This window comes from Geofilum rubicundum JCM 15548 (assembly GCF_000974365.1).
Classification (GTDB): domain Bacteria; phylum Bacteroidota; class Bacteroidia; order Bacteroidales; family Marinilabiliaceae; genus Geofilum; species Geofilum rubicundum.
Genome location: NZ_BAZW01000019.1, coordinates 21,809 through 39,769, shown reverse-complemented (window position 1 = coordinate 39,769; position 17,961 = coordinate 21,809). Strand labels below are relative to the sequence as shown.

The window sequence follows — 17,961 nt, the reverse complement described above, 5'->3', positions numbered from 1 at the left end:
ACAATTATGACAGCCCCTGTTAAAGAATTAAATCTAAATGGAAAAGTGGCAGTGGTAACCGGTGGTGGTGGAGTTATTTGCTCCACCATGGCCAAAGCCCTGGCAAAACATGGTGTAAAGACCGCCATTTTGGACCTCAATCTGGAAGCTGCCCAAAGGGTAGCTGAAGAAATTAAATCTGAAACCGGTATTGAATCCATCGGATTCTCAGCCAACGTATTGGAGCGATCCTCCCTGGAGGAAGCCAAAAAAGCCATCAACCAGCAGTTGGGTAAAATCGATTTTCTGGTAAATGGTGCCGGCGGAAATGCGGCCTCGGCAACATCCAAGGTAGAAAAAATGGCCCCCGAAGATAAGCTCGAAGACACTTTCTTTGGCTTGCAACTGGAAGGTTTTGATAAAACCTTCGACCTGAATTTCAAAGGAACTTTATTGCCAACGCTGGTTTTTGCCTCAGACATGGTGGATCAAAAAGCCGGAGGCATTGTCAATATCTCCTCCATGAATTCCTACCGTCCACTCACCCGCATTCCGGCCTATTCGGCCTCTAAAGCGGCCATCAACAATTTCACCCAGTGGCTGGCGGTGCATTTCGCCAAGACCGGCGTGCGCGTTAATGCCATTGCTCCGGGATTTTTGCTGACCAACCAAAACCGTTTTTTGTTGGTAGATGAAAAAACGGGTGAAGCTACGCCTCGGGGACAAAAAATCACCAATGGCACGCCCATGGAGCGCTATGGCACGCCTGAAGAGTTGACCGGGACTTTGCTTTATTTGCTGTCCGACTGGTCGGAATTCATCACAGGCATTGTGATACCCGTAGATGGTGGCTTCAGCGCTTATAGCGGCGTTTAAGCTTCAAGCCCTTAAAACAGTATTAACCAAAATAAAACGGTTCTATTCTGAATACTATGGATGAATTGAATACATAAAATTGGTAATTAACCGCCTTCGATAAAAATCGTTAAGAAATTGAGGGTGGTTGCCGTATAGAAGCCCGCGCTGTTTGAGCGCAGCGAGTTCGCGGGGTTTAGGCAAATAGCCTCAATTTTAGATTTTTTTCGTCAGCGGCGGCCTTTTTTGTTTACTTTTTGGGGCTGTAGCCAAAAAGTAAAAGCCTTGCCCGGCTAGAGGGCAAAAAAGTTAATTATGTATTTTGTTTACCCATATAAAATTGAAAAGAGCCAATAAATCTTAGAATCATGAGCATAGAACTGAAAAAATCCTATAAATGGTCGATGGTGGTCCCCACCAGTATGGGGGTGCGCATCACCCCTGTTAACGGTCAACCGGTTCACAGCAGTGACACCTTTCAAATGCAGGCCACCAGTGCGGAGACCAATGTGGCGAGCATCGCCTCCTACCTGGCTTGCCGGTAAAAGTCCTGACCACCTTTGTCAAGGACAGTCCCGTAGCCCAATTCATCAAAAGCAACCTGAAAAACCGCCACATGGATTATGAAGGTGCTGAAGTGGAGCAGGGCGACCCATGGGGCTTTCGCCACCAGTTTAACATCGCCGACAGTGGCTATGGGGCGCGTGGGCCAAGGGTTCAAAACGATCGCGCCGGTGAAGTGGGTCGCACGCTGAATGTGAAGGACTTTGATCTGGAACGCCTATTCGGTGAAGAAGGCGTACAAATCGTACATCTTTCGGGACTGATTGCGGCCCTTTCGCCCGAAACCGGCCACTTTTGCCTCGAATTGGCCCGTGCCGCTAAAAAGCATGGCACGCGTATTTCGTTCGACCTGAACCACAGAGCTTCTTTCTGGAAAGATCGCGAAAAAGAGCTACACGCCATTTTTACCGAAATCGCTTCCGTATCTGACATTCTAATTGGCAACGAAGAAGACTTCCAGCTTTGTCTGGGCATCGAAGGACCCGAAGCGGGCGGTCAGGCCATCGGCGATAAAATCGATAGCTTTAAGGAAATGATTATCCGGGTGAAAAAGACCTTCCCCAATGCTTCTGTATTTGCCACAACGCTGCGCGAAGTGGTCAATGCCAACGAGCACCTTTGGGGAGGCATTATGTTGGAAAAAGACAACTGGCATGTAGTGGAGCCACGCGAAATCAGAGTGCTCGACCGCATCGGCGGAGGCGACGGATTTGTGGGTGGTATGTTGTATGGCATTTTGAAAGGCTGGGCTCCTGAAAAATGGATCCAGTTTGGATGGGCCACGGGCGCATTGGCGACGACCTTCCTGACCGACTACGCCCAACCGGCGGATGAAGAAATGGTCTGGAGCGTTTGGAGCGGCAATGCCAGAGTCAGAAGATAATTTATCCTAAAAAGAAAACCATGGTACTATATCAACGTGGATCGGAAAGCGAAGAACTATCGGGACAAGACCTCAAACTGGCGCTCTATACCGCCTTAGAGAAACTGGGTTCCCGCAAAAAAGTTCTGGCCATTCCGCCCGATTACACCCGACTTCATTCCAAGGCCGGTGAAATTACCGCCCATGCCTGGGAATACTACAAGGAGGCCCTGACCGACATCCTACCGGCTCTTGGCACGCATGTGGCCATGACCGGGGAAGAAATCAACGACATGTTTCCCGGGGTGCCGCACGATTTATTCAGGGTGCACGACTGGCGCAATGATGTGGTGACCCTGGGGACTGTTTCGGGCGAATACATCTCTGAAATAACAGATGGCCGTATCAACTATGACTGGCCGGCCCAGGTCAACAAACTTTTGATAGAAGGGGGCCACGATTTGATTCTTTCTATCGGACAGGTGGTGCCGCACGAGGTCATTGGTATGGCCAATTACAACAAAAATATTTTTGTCGGAACGGGTGGTGCTGAAGGCATCAATAAAAGTCATTTTATTGGTGCTGCCTATGGCATGGAGCGGATTATGGGACGCGCCAGCAATCCGGTGCGCAAAGTTCTGAACTACGCCTCCGATCACTTCGCCAAAGAAATGCCCATCATCTATGTGCAGACCGTCATCGGTCGCAACCAAGCCGGCAAACTGGTGACACGGGGTATTTACATTGGTGATGATGAAGAAGTCTTTAATCTGGCAGCCGACCTGTCGATCAAAGTCAACTTTGAAATGGTGGCCGAACCGCTCAAAAAAGTAGTGGTTTACCTGGATCCCTCAGAATTCAGAAGCACCTGGCTGGGTAACAAGAGTATTTACCGCACGCGCATGGCCTTGGCCGACGGGGCAGAACTCATCGTCCTCGCCCCTGCCCTCAAAGAATTTGGGGAAGACAAGTCCATCGACAAACTCATACGCCGTTACGGTTACTGTGGCACCCCCAAAACACTGGAGTATGTCGAGAACAATGAAGACATGAAAAACAACCTGGGAGCCGCCGCCCACTTGATTCATGGCAGTTCTGAAGGTCGGTTTACCGTCACTTATTGTCCGGGCCACCTCACCAAAGAAGAAATTGAATCGGTGCATTTCAAATACGCAGATCTGGCAGAGATGACCAAGCTGTACGATCCGACCCAACTGAAGGATGGTTTCAATACCATGCCGGATGGGGAAGAAATTTTCTATATTTCGAACCCGGCGGTGGGGCTTTGGGCCCACAAGGACCGTTTCAAAGACTAAGTCTTTAATAAAGAATTGAAAATCAGCGGAGCTAAAACGCCAAATGCTGCCTTATTCTCGTTTTTGAAACAGTTTCAAAAACTTCGAAAGCCTTGTCTTTGACGCCTTCGTTATTAAAGGCAAAATAATAGTAGCTTTAAATTGTTATTAGATTTATAATTTATAAAAATTATATTGTATGAAAGCATTATCAAACATTGGCCTCATTGGGTTGGCCGTTATGGGTGAAAACCTCGTCCTTAACATGGAAAGCAAAGGTTTTCAGGTATCGGTGTTTAACCGTTCAACCGAAAAGGTGGATAACTTTATGAACGGAAGAGCCAAAGGAAAAAACATAAAGGGCACACATTCGTTGGAAGAGCTGGTTCAATCATTGGAGCGTCCCCGCAAGGTGATGCTGATGATTAAAGCAGGTTCCGCCGTAGATGCATCCATTGACAGTTTGATTCCCTTATTGGAGCCGGGCGATATCATCATTGACGGGGGTAACACCCACTTTCCGGATACCGACCGCAGAACCGCCTATGTAGAGAGCAAAGGCCTGTTATACATCGGCACCGGCGTGTCGGGTGGTGAGGAAGGTGCCTTGTTAGGTCCCTCCATCATGCCGGGTGGTTCGCCAGACGCATGGCCCATTATCAAACCCATTTTCCAGGGCATTTCTGCCAAGGTGGAAGACGGGACGCCTTGTTGCGACTGGGTAGGCGAAAACGGTGCCGGTCATTTTGTGAAAATGGTACACAACGGTATTGAGTATGGCGATATGCAGCTCATCAATGAAGCTATCACATTATGAAGGATGTGCTGGGCATGTCGGCCGATGAAATGCATGAGGTTTTCAAGGAGTGGAACAACGGACCGTTGGATTCTTACCTCATTGAAATCACCCGTGATATTTTGGCTGTTAAAGATGAAGATGGTTCGCCGTTGGTAGATAAGATTCTGGATACGGCCGGACAAAAAGGGACTGGTAAATGGACCGCTGTTTCGGCTCTTGATTTAGGCATTCCGTTGACTTTGATTGGGGAGGCCGTATTCTCCCGTTGCCTGTCGGCCATCAAAGAAGAACGTGTTGCTGCCTCTAAGGTATTAAATGGCCCAAAACCAACTTTTAAAGGCGATAAAAAACAGTTTCTTAATGACTTGCAGGATGCCCTTTATGCCTCTAAAGTGGTTTCTTATGCGCAGGGTTATGCCTTAATGGCAGCTGCTGCCAAAGAATACGGATGGAACCTGAACTATGGCGGCATTGCCCTGATGTGGCGTGGTGGCTGTATCATCCGCTCTGTCTTCCTCAGCAAGATTAAAGATGCCTTTGATGCAGAACCTGATTTGACCAACCTCTTGCTGACACCCTTCTTCAAAGATGTGGTAGAGAAAGCCCAGGCCGGATGGAGAAATGTGGTGACGACCGCCATTATGAATGGCATACCCACACCGGCATTTGCCACTGCACTCAACTATTTTGATGGCTATCGCAGTGAAAGATTGCCGGCCAACCTGCTTCAGGCTCAGCGCGACTATTTTGGCGCCCATACCTATGAGCGCCTGGATAAGCCACGCGGCGAATTCTTCCATACCAACTGGACCGGTCGTGGTGGAACAACCGCCTCCTCAACCTACAATGTATAAATCAAATAAAGTCTGTTTGTCACACGGCATGGCCGTGTGACAAACGGACTTTCTATCCACAAATAAAAAACCAACCCCTTATTACCCATGGTTTTGATCCGTCATTCGAAAAAATAATTTTATCCATATGAAAAAAATTTATGCTCTAACGCTCACCTTTACCATCCTGGTCCTTGGGGGCTGCGGGTTAAAAAGTGACGTTACGGTACTCAAACTGGGACACACCCTGGACACCAAGCACTCTGTTCATATTGCCATGGAATATATGGCCAAAAGAGTAGATGAAATATCTGAGGGAAAACTTCAGGTAGAAGTCTACCCCGGCGGCGTATTGGGCTCTGAACGCGAAAGTCTGGAATTGCTTCAATTGGGCAGCCTCGACCTGACCAAAGTATCTGCTGCCGCCATGGAAGGTTTTGTAGAGGAGTATAAGGTATTTGGACTGCCCTACATTTTTAAAAGCAAGGAACATTCCTACAGTGTACTGGACGGGCCTATCGGTAAAAACATGCTGGCCAAAGGGGATGAGTTCTGGCTGCGCGGCCTCTGTTTCTATGATGCAGGTGCCCGTAGCTTTTATGCATCACGCGCCATTAACACCCCGGCAGATCTGGCCGGTTTGAAAATAAGGGTAATGCAGAGCATTACCGCCGTAGAAATGATCCGTGCCATGGGTGGTTCCCCTACCCCCATTTCCTGGGGTGAACTATATACAGCATTGCAGAGTGGTGTGGTGGATGGTGCCGAAAACAATCCGCCCAGCTTTTATTTGTCGCACCACTACGAAGTAAGCGGTTACTACACCCTTAACGAACACACCATGATTCCCGATGTCATGATCATGAGCACACATGCCTGGACCAAACTCACAGAGCAGGAAAAGAAATGGCTGCAACAGGCCGTAGAAGAATCCGTTATTGTGCAGCGGGAGGAGTGGCAGAAATCGGAAGATGAATCCCTGAGATCCCTTAAGGAAGAAGGTGTGGAAATCATTGTGCCCGATAAAGAACCATTTATCAAAGCAGTGGAAGGGGTTTACGATATCTACAGAAACAATCCGCAAGTTTATAATTTGATTCAGGAAATCCGGGCAGCCGATGTGCCTTTAGAAAAGGCCGAACTACCTGCAGGCATTGAAGAAACCGCTGCTGACAGCACAGAGATAGATTAAATAACCATCATAAAAACCTGTTACCGGTCAATGACCGGTATCACAATATTAATACTATGACATTCAGAGCAAGAGTAGATAAAGTTCTTGAATTTTTCCTGGTGGTTCTCATGAGCACATTAGTGCTGGATGTAGTCTGGCAGGTGGCCAGTCGCTACCTTTTTGGCAACCCCAGTTCCTTTACCGATGAGTTGGCAACCTTCCTGCTTATTTGGGTAGGATTGGCCGGTGCGGCCTATGTAAAAGGCAAAAATGAACACCTCGCCATCGACATATTGCACACCAAGTTATCGCCCATCAACGTGGTCCGGATGATGATGTTCATCAATTTCCTGGTGGTGGTTTTCAGTCTGACCATCATGGTAGTAGGCGGCTCCTGGCTGGTTTACACCCGGTTTGTACTGGGTCAGTTATCGGCATCCATGCAAGTCCCCGTGGGATATGTATACATGATTGTTCCCATTAGCGGCCTACTGATGTGCTATTATGCCATTGATGACATCAGCCACTTAGTTAAACAACACAAATCATTTAAACAAGAATAACCATGGATTTGGATATATTAGGAATTGTAGTACTGGTCGCCTCCTTTATTTTCTTTCTGGTCATTGGCGTTCCCGTGGCCTACAGTATCGGACTATCAGCCCTCACCACCATGCTGGTGAGTTTTGATGCGCTGCCGGCCTTTTCAACAATGGCCCAACGAATGGCCACTGGTTTAGAGAGTTTCTCATTATTGGCCATCCCCTTTTTCATATTAGCGGGACAGCTCATGAACTCAGGCGGAATTGCCATGCGACTCATTGAATTTGCCAAAGTGTTGGTCGGCCGTTTTCCGGGTGGACTGGCCTTTGTGAACGTCATGGCCAATATGCTATTTGGTGCTATCTCCGGATCAGCAGCCGCCTCGGCTTCAGCCATCGGCTCCATCATGGGGCCACAGATGAAAAAGGCCGGTTACGAAGAAAACTTCTCCGCTGCCATCAACGTCACCTCAGCCACCACCGGATTGGCCATTCCGCCGAGTAACATCCTCATCGTTTACTCTCTGGCCAGTGGTGGAGTTTCCATTGCTGCCCTGTTTATGGCTGGATACATTCCGGGTATATTAACCGGGATAGCCTGATGCTTGTTGGTGGCTATTATGCCTACCGCAAAAAATATCCCGTGGGCGATGTCATTCCATTTAAAGCCGGTGCGAAGAAATTTTTAGCGGCCATTCCCAGTCTGTTAATGCTGGTCATTGTGATTGGTGGTATTGTGGCCGGTTATTTCACAGCGACCGAAGCCTCAGCCATAGCCGTTGTGTACTGTCTGATACTGGCCTTTGTGTACCGGGAAGTCTCCTTCAAACATCTGCCGGGCATTATCATTAAAACAGTGAAGACCACAGGTATCGTCATGCTGCTGATTGCCACGTCCATTGGCTTATCCTGGGTGATGTCCTTCGAGAACATCCCGCAAACCGTCAGTGACGGTTTACTGTCTGTCTCATCCAACCCACTCATCATCCTATTGATGATCAACCTCATCCTGTTGTTTGTGGGTATTTTTATGGACATGACACCAGCGGTACTCATCTTCACACCCATATTTTTACCCATTGTAACCACCCAGTTGGGCATTGACCCCATTCACTTTGGTATTATCATGATACTCAACCTGAACATTGGTCTGTGTACCCCACCGGTAGGTTCCGTGTTATTTATTGGTTGTAGTGTAGCCAACCTGAAGATACAGGATGTGGTCAGACCATTGATCCCCTTCTTTATTGCCATGATTGTGGTATTGGTCATCATCACCTTTTTCCCTGCCATCACCATGTTTGTACCACGATTATTCGGATTTTAACCAATAGAACCATACACTCATCAAATGATGAAGCAAGTCAGAATAAAAGATATTGCAGAAAAAGCAGGCGTCTCCATTGGAACGGTTGACAGAGTATTACACAACCGGGGAGAAGTAGCGGCAGAGACCAAGGAAAAGGTGCTTACCATCGCCCGCGAAATGCATTATCAACCCAACATTGTAGCTCAGGCCCTGACAGCCAAAAAACAATACCACCTCGCGGCTTTACTGCCGCGCGGTGGTAATGATAACGTTTTTTGGATGATGCACCCCCAGGGCATCGAAAAGGCCATTAACGATTTGAGACCTTTTTTCGTGGATGTGCGTTTCTTCTTCTTTGAATTGCACAACGAAGCAGATTTCAATCAAAAGGCCCAGGAAATAATTGAATACAATCCGGAAGGGGTCATTTTTGCCCCCATCCTGAAAAAGGAAGCCATTCAGTTTTGTAACCAGCTGGACGACAAAAGCATTCCCTACATTTTCATCGACACCTATATTGAGAATGCCAATTGCCTGTCCTTTGTAGGAGAAGATGCCTATCAGGGTGGCCGCGTTGCGGCCAGTCTGATCGATTATGGCTTAAACCCTGAAAAGGACATTCTGATTGTTAATCTGGCCAAAGATTTAGAAAATACCCAACACCTCAACCGGCGCAATCAAGGCTTTATGAGCTATTTCTTAGATGCCGGCAAAAACCACGGTATGAAAATCACTGTGGAGATACCCGTATCTGAAAGATCGCTCATCGAGGAGCGGATGGACCAAATATTCCAAATCCAATCCCAACATTGCGCCATTTTGGTGAGCAGTGCTAAAACACACGCCATAGCCCGCTACATTGAAAGTCGTAAGCTACAGAATGTGATTGTGGTTGGCTATGAGCTAACCCGCAAGAATAAGGACTATCTGAAAAAAGGCATCATTCGGTTTTTAATTGGTCAAAAACCGATGAAGCAGGCAGAAAAAGCCGTCAAACGTATGTTTGAATACCTGACGACCGGACAAATTATTTCCAAAAAAGAATTTCAACCGGTGGAAATCATCAATGTAGAAAATGTCGATCTCTTTTAGCAATAGATCGTTGGGTTGGAGACAAGCGAAGCGTAGTCCCGCGAAGCGGGATCATGAGGTGGATAGGCAAAATAAAACTCATAACATCCAGCAAGTTATATTTCTGCTACCAGCAAGCACAGTTCGCTGGAAAACGGCTATTTACAAAACAGCAACGAACTGATATTTTAAATAACATAATCAAAATTTCAAAATGAAAAAATTATCAAAATACTCCATCGGAATGGGCGACCGCTTTGCCCATCAAGCCTCCTACCAATTAAAGGCCGTTGTTGAAGCCACCAAAAAGGGCTTCGACATTTCGCCGGTCTGGAACAAATCCAACCGCGAGCACACCACTATTGGCAGCGAGCCAACCGACGCCCGGAAAGCCGTTGAAGTTACCATTAAAGAGATGGGATGGAACAAGCCCTATTTCGTGGATGCCGACCATATCAATCTGGATACGGTGGATCGCTTTATGGACAGTTCCGACTTCTTTACCATTGATGTGGCCTCCTACATAGGCAAGCAGGGCAATACCGCTCAACACGAAGCCTTTGTAGAGAAGATGATTCCCTATATCGGGACCTTTGCCATCCCTGGCATTGAAAAACCTTTTAGCCCCACCAGGGAGCAGGTCAATAAAATTGCGAACCAGTATTTATATGCCGCCTGCATGGCGGGTGAGACTTACAAGAAAATTGCCGCTGCCAAAGGGGTAGGCAACTTCATTACAGAGGTGTCAATGGACGAGGTGCCTGAACCCCAAACACCGGTGGAACTGTTCTTTATTCTGGCCATGCTGGCGCACTACAAGGTGCCTGCGCAGACCATTGCGCCCAAATTTACCGGAAGGTTTAACAAAGGTGTAGACTATGTGGCGACACCAAGGCCTTTGCCCTGGAATTTGAAGCCAACTTAATGGTGATTGATTTTGCCGTTAAAACCTTCGGACTGCCCGAAGAGCTCAAACTCAGCATCCATTCGGGATCGGACAAGTTCAGTATTTATGACCCCATCCGGGAGCTCACCCAGAAGCACGACAAGGGCTTTCACCTGAAAACAGCCGGCACCACCTGGTTGGAAGAAGTCATCGGACTGGCCCTGGCCGGCGGAGAAGCGCTGGATTTTGTTAAAGAGATTTATGGCAAAGCTTTGCAAAATGTAGAGAAATTGTGTGCCCCGTATGCCGATGTCATTGATATTGATGAAAGTCAGCTACCAACAGCAGAGGAAGTCAAAGTATGGAGCAATGAAGACTTTGCCAATGCCTTACGCCACATTCCCGGTCACCCGCAATACAATCCCAACCTGCGTCAGCTGGTGCACGTTGGCTATAAGCTGGCAGCCGAACAAATCGACCAATACAATAGCTGCTCGAAAAGCACGCCGACATTGTAGGCAGCTGTGTGTATGACAACATTTACGACCGCCACCTCAAACGTTTATTGGCGTTGTAGGTCATTCCAAATAAAAAGAAAGAAACCACGGTGACAAAATTGAATCATCAATCTTGGTCCTCCGTGGTTCTTTTTTTGCATGAAAACAATCTTGTTTCAGAACTCTTTGCGGGCATTTTATTCCAGTTCCTTTCTTGATTCCGGATGTTCTTTTCCATGAACGACATTTAATACCCGTACTTGTTTCTCCTTAACAATGTAAATGATAACGTAACTCCATAACCTTACAGAGCGGTAGTCTTCAGGGTATTCCTCCAAATAAGGTTCTTTTGAGAAACCAGAAAAATCTCTTAGACTAAAACACTTATTAATAATTGATTCCCGGACATAATGAGCTATACTGACAGATTTTTCTCGGTTTTTGATATATTCATAGATTTGCCTTATCGAAGTCCTTGCATGGCGGCTAATGACAACCTCTGTATTCTTTAATCCCATTTCTCAGACTCTTTTGCAAAATCTTCAATGGTTAAATAATCTCCCCCTTCTATCTCTTTTTCAGCCTCCTTTAACTCATAATATAATCCCGCTTTAGAAATAGGTTTGCCAGTGCGGTATGCCACAATATTATCCTCCTTGGCATATTCATTTGCCAAAGAGTTAATCATTCGCAAAAACCGTTCGTCTGCATGGTCGATTATTCGATGTAAAGACTGTCGTAATTCTGTTGCTCCCATAACAAAATGATTTTCTACAAAGTTAGGGATAAATTTTCTCTTTTGTTATTTCTTTCAAGTGGATCATATGAGACCAATTCTTCCCACCCTAATGAATTATCGTCAATAAAATCAAGTTGATTATCGCTTTTATTGAACCCAGCTTGGCGGACCAGCCTGCCCCCCAATGGACACATCCTCCAGAACAATATTCCGGGCATCTCTCAAATCAAAAGCCACCTCCGCTTTCTCAATGGTCACATTTCTAAAATAAATATCGTGCACCTTTAACTCCGGAAAACCATGCACCACAATACCTCCGGCCGTAGCTTCACGGCAGTAAATATCCTCCACAAAAATATCATGAATGTGGGTCACATGCCCCTCTCCCTGCTGGTGGTAAAACGAAGTAATAAAAAAGGCATCCTCCACCTGATCCAACTTCACATTCTTAAAGTAAATGTGTGAAATTTCCCCTCCTGTCGGGATTGGATTTAATATACAGTCCCCTTTTCAGATAACCGCTCGCCTCACAATCTTCCACAAACACGTTGTGCACACCGGCCGCCATTTCACTGCCAATGACAATGCCATGCAGTCCTTTAAGCTTGCAATTGCGTACAATAATGTTCTTGGTGCTCAGGCCCAGGGTTCTTCCCTCCAGATCACGACCGGCTTTAATGGCCACATTGTCGTCCCCGTTATTGAATGCCACATTCTCAATTAAAACATCCTGAGAATACTCCGGATCAATGCCATCGTTGTTTTTATTGTGGGCATCAAAACGAACCCCACGCACCGTAACATTCTGACTCATTAACAAATGCACACACCAAAAGGGTGAATCTTCAATCAGGACATCTTCCACAAGAATATTCTTACAATCGTAGAACTGAATCAGGTGCGGACGCAGGTAATGACCCTCTCCAAAAATACGTTCCGCCACCGGCACGGCGTTGTTGTTCATCTCCCGCGACAGCAGCTGGCTGTCCTTCTGCTTGTCGCGCCACAACTGCCACGTTTCAGAGGCCTCACCATCAATGGTCCCCTTTCCGGTAATGGCCACATTCTCGCATTGGTAGGCGTAGATAAAGGGACTGTAATTGTACAACAAAGTACCTTCCCAACTGGTGGCCACCACAGGTAGGTAGTGGGCCGGATCACTGCTAAAAAACAGGCGTGCCCCCTCTTCTAAATGCAATTCGGTGTTGCTGACAAAATGCATGGGTCCCTTGAGCAGATAATTTCCGGCAGGGACGATAATCCGCCCACCGCCAGCTTCTTCAGAAGCCTGCATGGCTTGGTCGAAAGCTGGCTTATTATCGGTGGTGCCATCCCCGGCACCACCATACTCAGAAATAAAAAAGTCTTTATCCGGAAATGTCGGTGCAACAATACGGGCCAAAATCTCCTCCTTGGTATCAAATTTCGTGGCAGCAGGTCGGGGTTTTGTAGTTGTCGAAACATGAACCATTCCTGGCTCCCTTCTCAGGGACTGCATGCCTTCAAAAACCAGTTGCGCCACTGCTTTTGCGCCTTCCGTTTGAAAATGGGTGTTATCATCCAGACCATCCGGATAAGCCACATATTTTCCCGCATCAAGATTCATAAAAAAGCGGGCCCCCAATTGTTCCTTGCCATATCTCGAAAAGGCTTTCATGGATAACTGGTTAAGGTCAATCAAAGCCACCTGCAACTCAGCGGCCACTTCCTTAACCGCATCGGGATAATCCCCATGGGCATTCTGAAGGGCACCATCCGCCCATTTATGGTTATTGGTAACAGGCGTCAGCAAAATGGGCATAGCTCCTTTTTGGCGGGCCTGGGTGACATACAAGCGTAAAAACTCCTTATAACCTTCTACGGAAACAAAGCGCTCTCCTTTGGTCGACTGGTCATTGTGTCCAAATTGAATCACCACCAGATCGCCCGGCTTCAAATCTTCATAGACCGACCGCCAGCGTCCTTCCTGAAAAAAACTACGGGTACTTCGACCACCTATGGATCGGTTGTCCACCACCACCGCATCCATCCCTACCAATTGGCTCAATTTGGCAAGACTATCAGGTGCCATATAGGCAGGAAACACTTGTCCCCAACCCGTCATGGGAAAACGCTTTTCCATATAATCTGAATGACGTGCGTAGTCCTGCATGGTACTATCACCAATCAGAAACAGGGTAACGGTGTTCCGCTCCTTTTCGGCAGTAAAACCCAGCAGGAAGAGGAGCCCGACTAGAGCTAAAAATTTAATATTTTTCATGAGATACAAATTAGTTCTATAAACAAATACCTTTCGCAGCCACGAAAAGCCACGAAAGGTACCAAAAACAGAAAAAACATCGAAAAAAATTTAATCAAGATCTACCAAACTATTCATATAAACTTCAAGGTTGGTATAGTGCTTTGACAAATCATAAGCGCTATGGTCATATGACTCCTTAGAATTCAAACCATTGGCTTCCTCCCAGGTGTCGGGCATGCCATCGCCATCGCCATCCAAAGGCACCTCAGCGCTCAATAAATCCGGCCATCCGCCCACTTGTTCCTGGCTGTCCAGAATACCATTCCTGCCGTAAGTTGCTGTGCCTTCACGCACTTCAGCAATTACCCGCTGGTCAATGACATCGCGCTTGTGACTGGCGCCAACACCCGTTAATACAGCTTCATAGGCTTCTTCAGCGCCACGAACCTTATAATCTGATACAGAAAAGGGAACCTGAGCTACAATTTCTTCTAAGGACCCCCTTTTGGTATTAATGCCCAGGCTATTATCTTCCGTTACTTCCGGAGCACCTACGACAACATTTCCATTCAGATAGAACTTTCCAAGCGGCGCATAAGGCTCAATGATGTACCTGCGTTCACTTTTAGAAGTGGCCGGTCCCGGCTTAAAATAGTTGGCAATCATGTTGTATTGACCGGCTTCACCGGCATAGGCCGCCTTTTCGGCATAGTTGTAGATGACATTATTGACCATTTCCACCAACTCTTCCTGACCGGGCTTCAAGCTGCGACCTCCCTGAAAACGGGGGTTGCGACTGGTATGATGGGCCAGCAGATTGTGGTGAAAAGTGGCTTTATGGCCTCCCCAAATACCACCATAGCCATGTTCGCCCTTGTGGTGATGCGATTCATTGAGACTCTCACTGATCAAACACCACTGTACCGTCAGGTTTTCTATATTATAGGCAGACAACACTTCGTCATTACCCCAACTCATGCTGCAGTGGTCAATGATGATGTTTTTGCGACCAATGGTAGAAACCGCATCCTGCTCCACCTCATAAATATCACCGGGACGAATGCGCAGATATCTAACGATCACCTCATTGGCTTTAATATTCAAACCATAACCCTGTAAACAGATACCGTCTCCGGGAGCGGTTTGTCCGGCAATAGTAATGCTATCATTGTTGATATCCATGGGACGATTCAACAAAATGGTCCCACTCACCGCAAAGACAATGGTTCGGGCGCCATGTTTTTGAACGCCTTTACGCAGACTGCCTTCTCCCTCATCCTTGAGATTGGTCACTACATACACTTCTCCGCCACGACCGCCAACGGTGTATTTTCCCGCACCTTCTGCGCCGGGAAAAGCCAAAGGCTTTTCACCATTGACAGGCTGCCCGGTACTGTTACAAGCCACCATCAACACACCCAACATCCACATTACTAATCTTCTCATCTCATTTAAATTTAACGGATTATCTATCCAATTCAATAGCAGCAATGATAAAAGGAGCCACACCTTTGGGGTCATTGTCATAGACCTTTTCAGTGATGTAATACTCATAAGAACCATCGCGGTATGGATTTCCGCCCAGGCCACAAGCACCACAGATATCCGTCATGGTGATTAATCCGTTCTCTTCCTCCACAATAAGATGCTCAAGAATGGCATCAAAAATATCGTTGGCCATGTCATAATAGGTATCATCCAGATAGCCATTTTTAGCCCCTTTGGCAAAAGTATAGGCAAACATGGCAGAGCCAGAACCCTCAATGTAGTTACCCTCGGCTCCCAAATGATCCAAAACCTGGTACCAAAGTCCGGTCTCCGGATCACGCACCTTCAATACCGCTTCAGAAACATTGTTCAAAATTGTAATAACACTGTCTCTGTCGGGATGATTCTTAGGCAGAAAATCCAACACATCCACCAGGGCCATCATGTACCAACCTGTGGCACGACTCCAGAAATGAGGCGATTGACCTGTCTCGGGGTCCGACCATCGCTGCTCACGACTCTCATCATAAGCATGATAAAGCAGTCCGGTTTCTTCATCCAAAGTCACTTCATAGGCCAGTTTTATTTCATGGGTCACCTCATCAAACCACTCCGGCTCATTAAACTCTTTGGCATACTGTGCCAGAAACGGGGAAGCCATGTACAAACCATCCAACCAGATTTGATTGGGATAGATTTTTTTATGCCAAAAGCCACCCGATTCCGTCTTGGGATGATGGCGCATTTGCTCCACATGCATTTCAATGGCGTCGCGGTACTTTTGCTCGCCTGTACGCTTATAAAGCGTGATGACATTCTTGGCCGGCTTAATGCGGTCAATATTATAATCTGTTGGCTTATAATGCTTCACAGAACCATCTTCCTGAACAAAATAATCGATAAAAGTCTCCATGTACTCCGAATACTTCGGATCAACACCGCCCAGTTTATCAATGGCCTCTCCCACAAAAGAGACATCATACTGCCAACGAACCTTGGGAGCATCCATGGCCAAAAGGCTATCGTGACGGGCCATGACGGAATTGGCCATGCGAATGGACCACTTTTCCTCATTTTCATTGTTCTTGTTTGCCTCAGAACTGCTGCCACATCCGGGAGCAGTCATCACCAAAAACAAGGCGGCAAAAGCAAAAATTAAGTATTTCATAGGATAAATATTTGTTAGGGAATGATCAATAGGGGCAGCCTGAGGCTGCCCCATAAAAACCACTAAACTATTATTGCAACCAGCGCGGGTCACCAATTTCGTAAAAATTAATATCCTCATTGGTAACCGTGAAATCCCCATTTTCAGGGTCCACAAAACCGGGATCATCCGTCCTGTAGGAAGTCGTGTTATCAAAAGATGAAAAACCGGCATCCATTAAATTGGGCGAATTATGGTAGTTATTAACAGAATACTCAACGATATTGGTCTCCGACTGGCGGGAATAATTGGCCAACACATTGCTGAACAGGTTCTTTTTGACATAAATCATATGATCGCCATGACGAACATACATGATTCTTCTGGTAGTTCCCTCCTTGTTGATAACATTATGCAGTGTATTGTTCTCAAAATTAACCACACAACTGTTACCGGGGAAATTGGTAGAACCACCTGAATCCATACGGATAAGGTCCCTGTCGGCCGCACTGTTATAAACCGTATTGTTAATGAAATCCAAACGCTTGGTCATGCCACCTCTAAAATCGATAAAGTCACCACCACTACATTCAATATTTGAATAGATGGTATTGGTAATAGATACAGACTCAATCAATACGGCATTGCTGGCATAGAAAACACCCTTTGTATAGTTGGTGATTTCGCAACCATCAATAACCACATCGCCATAGGCCGTTTCTAATGCTTCATCATAGACGATGGTTTGATCCGCATTCACACTCACTTCATCAATTCGTCCATCTATGACAAGATTACGTAATTCCAGACCGGCATTTTGACTCATCCGGAAATTCACATTACGTAAAATGGGCTTGTCAGTCGGATAAACGCCTTTGATAGAAACAGTTTTGGTAATAGATACATTTCCTTCAAATACATATTCTCCGGGCATCAAAGCAAAACCAGCTCCCTCTTCAGCTGCCTCAATCAAGGCCAACAGGTCATCTTCGGGGAATACCTGGGTAGCTCCATCTAAATCGATAAGCGTTCTGAAGCTTATGGTACCGCGGGTATCCGTACCATTTTTCATTACAGCTGTATAATCTGTTTCACTGGTCAACCCCGTAATTTCGGCGGCACCAGCGGCAATTTCATCAGCCGTCACATTGTGCACCATATCACCGGGTGTCAAAGTAATGGTGGTAGCAGTTTGTCCTGCCGGCCAGCGAAGAACCACAGAGTTATGCGTTAACTCATCCGGATCTACTGGCATAAAAATCTGCTCAGTTCCGGTCATAAAAGAAGTACTCATCCATTTGGACTCAGCAATACCTTCTCCATCTGCCTTTACCCTGACAGAATATTCCGTTTCTCCTCTGAAGCCAGGCTCCAGATAAGGCAGGTCGGCCATGGTTAAACCCGTCTCCGACTTAACAGGCGTTCCTGAAAAGTCCTCAACACCGTTCTCAAAAAACTCTACCGTGTAGCTACTTGCTTTTCTCACCGGATCCCAGGTCAACCTGACAGATGTCTGATTAATAATTCGAACTTCCAAATCCGTGGGAGAAAACAGGCGACTTACCTCTAGTTCAGTTAATTCTGGATCAATATCATCAGAACACGCACTGAATCCAATCAATCCTACAAGACCGAACAACAACGCTGAATACTTAAATAATTTGTTCATATGTCAATAT

18 protein-coding genes and 1 pseudogene are annotated in these 17,961 nt (G+C 46.6%); 12 read left to right on the top strand and 7 right to left on the bottom strand.

Annotated elements, in window-relative coordinates:
* Nucleotides 1-6 precede the first annotated feature (6 nt).
* From JCM15548_RS10225 to JCM15548_RS25375, 12 genes and pseudogenes are all read left to right on the top strand, one after another.
* On the top strand, nucleotides 7-855 hold the full coding sequence (locus JCM15548_RS10225; RefSeq protein ID WP_062124959.1) for an SDR family oxidoreductase: 849 nt from the start codon (nucleotides 7-9) through the stop codon (nucleotides 853-855).
* Nucleotides 856-1,202: 347 nt separating this feature from the next.
* Nucleotides 1,203-1,379 carry a hypothetical protein gene (locus JCM15548_RS23755; protein WP_227625690.1) on the top strand — a complete coding sequence of 59 codons (177 nt, stop codon included), beginning with the start codon at nucleotides 1,203-1,205 and terminating at the stop codon, nucleotides 1,377-1,379.
* Nucleotides 1,370-2,281 (top strand): PfkB family carbohydrate kinase, encoded by a 912-nt coding sequence (locus tag JCM15548_RS10220; protein WP_227625689.1) that lies wholly within the window; start codon nucleotides 1,370-1,372, stop codon nucleotides 2,279-2,281. Before JCM15548_RS23755 ends, JCM15548_RS10220 begins: the two co-directional genes overlap by 10 nt.
* A 20-nt stretch (nucleotides 2,282-2,301) precedes the next feature.
* Entirely contained in the window at nucleotides 2,302-3,576 is a 1,275-nt protein-coding gene (locus JCM15548_RS10215; protein WP_062124957.1) for a nickel-dependent putative hexonate epimerase, read from the top strand.
* A gap of 178 nt (nucleotides 3,577-3,754) precedes the next feature.
* Nucleotides 3,755-5,208, top strand: a pseudogene (gene gnd / locus JCM15548_RS26295) (decarboxylating NADP(+)-dependent phosphogluconate dehydrogenase).
* A 127-nt stretch (nucleotides 5,209-5,335) separates the two neighbouring features.
* The gene (locus JCM15548_RS10205; protein ID WP_062124955.1) at nucleotides 5,336-6,379 is read left to right on the top strand and encodes a TRAP transporter substrate-binding protein; all 1,044 of its coding nucleotides are present in this window, start codon (nucleotides 5,336-5,338) and stop codon (nucleotides 6,377-6,379) included.
* 56 nt (nucleotides 6,380-6,435) lie between these two features.
* Nucleotides 6,436-6,924: a TRAP transporter small permease gene (locus JCM15548_RS10200; protein ID WP_062124953.1), complete on the top strand. Its 489-nt coding sequence runs from the start codon at nucleotides 6,436-6,438 to the stop codon at nucleotides 6,922-6,924.
* 2 nt (nucleotides 6,925-6,926) lie between these two features.
* On the top strand, nucleotides 6,927-7,505 hold the full coding sequence (locus JCM15548_RS25390) for a TRAP transporter large permease subunit (protein ID WP_262486993.1): 579 nt from the start codon (nucleotides 6,927-6,929) through the stop codon (nucleotides 7,503-7,505).
* Nucleotides 7,505-8,230, top strand: a complete 726-nt coding sequence (locus tag JCM15548_RS25385) for a TRAP transporter large permease (protein ID WP_262486992.1) — start codon at nucleotides 7,505-7,507, stop codon at nucleotides 8,228-8,230. The genes JCM15548_RS25390 and JCM15548_RS25385 overlap by 1 nt, the downstream gene beginning before the upstream one ends.
* Nucleotides 8,231-8,254: 24 nt before the next feature.
* Nucleotides 8,255-9,304, top strand: coding sequence for a substrate-binding domain-containing protein (locus tag JCM15548_RS10190; protein WP_227625688.1), 1,050 nt, complete (start codon nucleotides 8,255-8,257; stop codon nucleotides 9,302-9,304).
* 193 nt (nucleotides 9,305-9,497) lie between these two features.
* Nucleotides 9,498-10,208 (top strand): tagaturonate epimerase family protein, encoded by a 711-nt coding sequence (locus JCM15548_RS25380; protein ID WP_262486991.1) that lies wholly within the window; start codon nucleotides 9,498-9,500, stop codon nucleotides 10,206-10,208.
* Nucleotides 10,208-10,687 (top strand): tagaturonate epimerase family protein, encoded by a 480-nt coding sequence (locus JCM15548_RS25375; RefSeq protein ID WP_262486990.1) that lies wholly within the window; start codon nucleotides 10,208-10,210, stop codon nucleotides 10,685-10,687. The genes JCM15548_RS25380 and JCM15548_RS25375 overlap by 1 nt, the downstream gene beginning before the upstream one ends.
* A gap of 176 nt (nucleotides 10,688-10,863) precedes the next feature.
* Here JCM15548_RS25375 and JCM15548_RS10180 read toward each other — a convergent pair whose 3' ends face one another.
* The 7 genes from JCM15548_RS10180 to JCM15548_RS10155 form a co-directional block, all read right to left on the bottom strand.
* The gene (locus tag JCM15548_RS10180) at nucleotides 10,864-11,184 is read right to left on the bottom strand and encodes a type II toxin-antitoxin system RelE/ParE family toxin (protein WP_062124951.1); all 321 of its coding nucleotides are present in this window, start codon (nucleotides 11,182-11,184) and stop codon (nucleotides 10,864-10,866) included.
* Nucleotides 11,175-11,423 (bottom strand): hypothetical protein, encoded by a 249-nt coding sequence (locus JCM15548_RS10175; RefSeq protein WP_157482640.1) that lies wholly within the window; start codon nucleotides 11,421-11,423, stop codon nucleotides 11,175-11,177. Before JCM15548_RS10175 ends, JCM15548_RS10180 begins: the two co-directional genes overlap by 10 nt.
* 129 nt (nucleotides 11,424-11,552) lie before the next feature.
* Complete coding sequence (locus JCM15548_RS21630) at nucleotides 11,553-11,849, bottom strand: hypothetical protein (protein ID WP_162198210.1); 297 nt, start codon at nucleotides 11,847-11,849, stop codon at nucleotides 11,553-11,555.
* A gap of 4 nt (nucleotides 11,850-11,853) precedes the next feature.
* Nucleotides 11,854-13,665, bottom strand: a complete 1,812-nt coding sequence (locus JCM15548_RS21090; protein ID WP_157482636.1) for a glycosyl hydrolase family 28 protein — start codon at nucleotides 13,663-13,665, stop codon at nucleotides 11,854-11,856.
* 90 nt (nucleotides 13,666-13,755) lie between these two features.
* Nucleotides 13,756-15,093 (bottom strand): pectate lyase family protein, encoded by a 1,338-nt coding sequence (locus JCM15548_RS10165; protein ID WP_083985078.1) that lies wholly within the window; start codon nucleotides 15,091-15,093, stop codon nucleotides 13,756-13,758.
* A gap of 19 nt (nucleotides 15,094-15,112) precedes the next feature.
* A complete protein-coding gene (locus JCM15548_RS10160; RefSeq protein ID WP_062124947.1) occupies nucleotides 15,113-16,303 on the bottom strand; it encodes a glycoside hydrolase family 88/105 protein in 1,191 nt (396 codons plus the stop codon).
* 70 nt (nucleotides 16,304-16,373) lie between these two features.
* Entirely contained in the window at nucleotides 16,374-17,951 is a 1,578-nt protein-coding gene (locus JCM15548_RS10155; RefSeq protein WP_062124945.1) for a fibronectin type III domain-containing protein, read from the bottom strand.
* Between the last annotated feature and the right edge of the window lie 10 nt (nucleotides 17,952-17,961).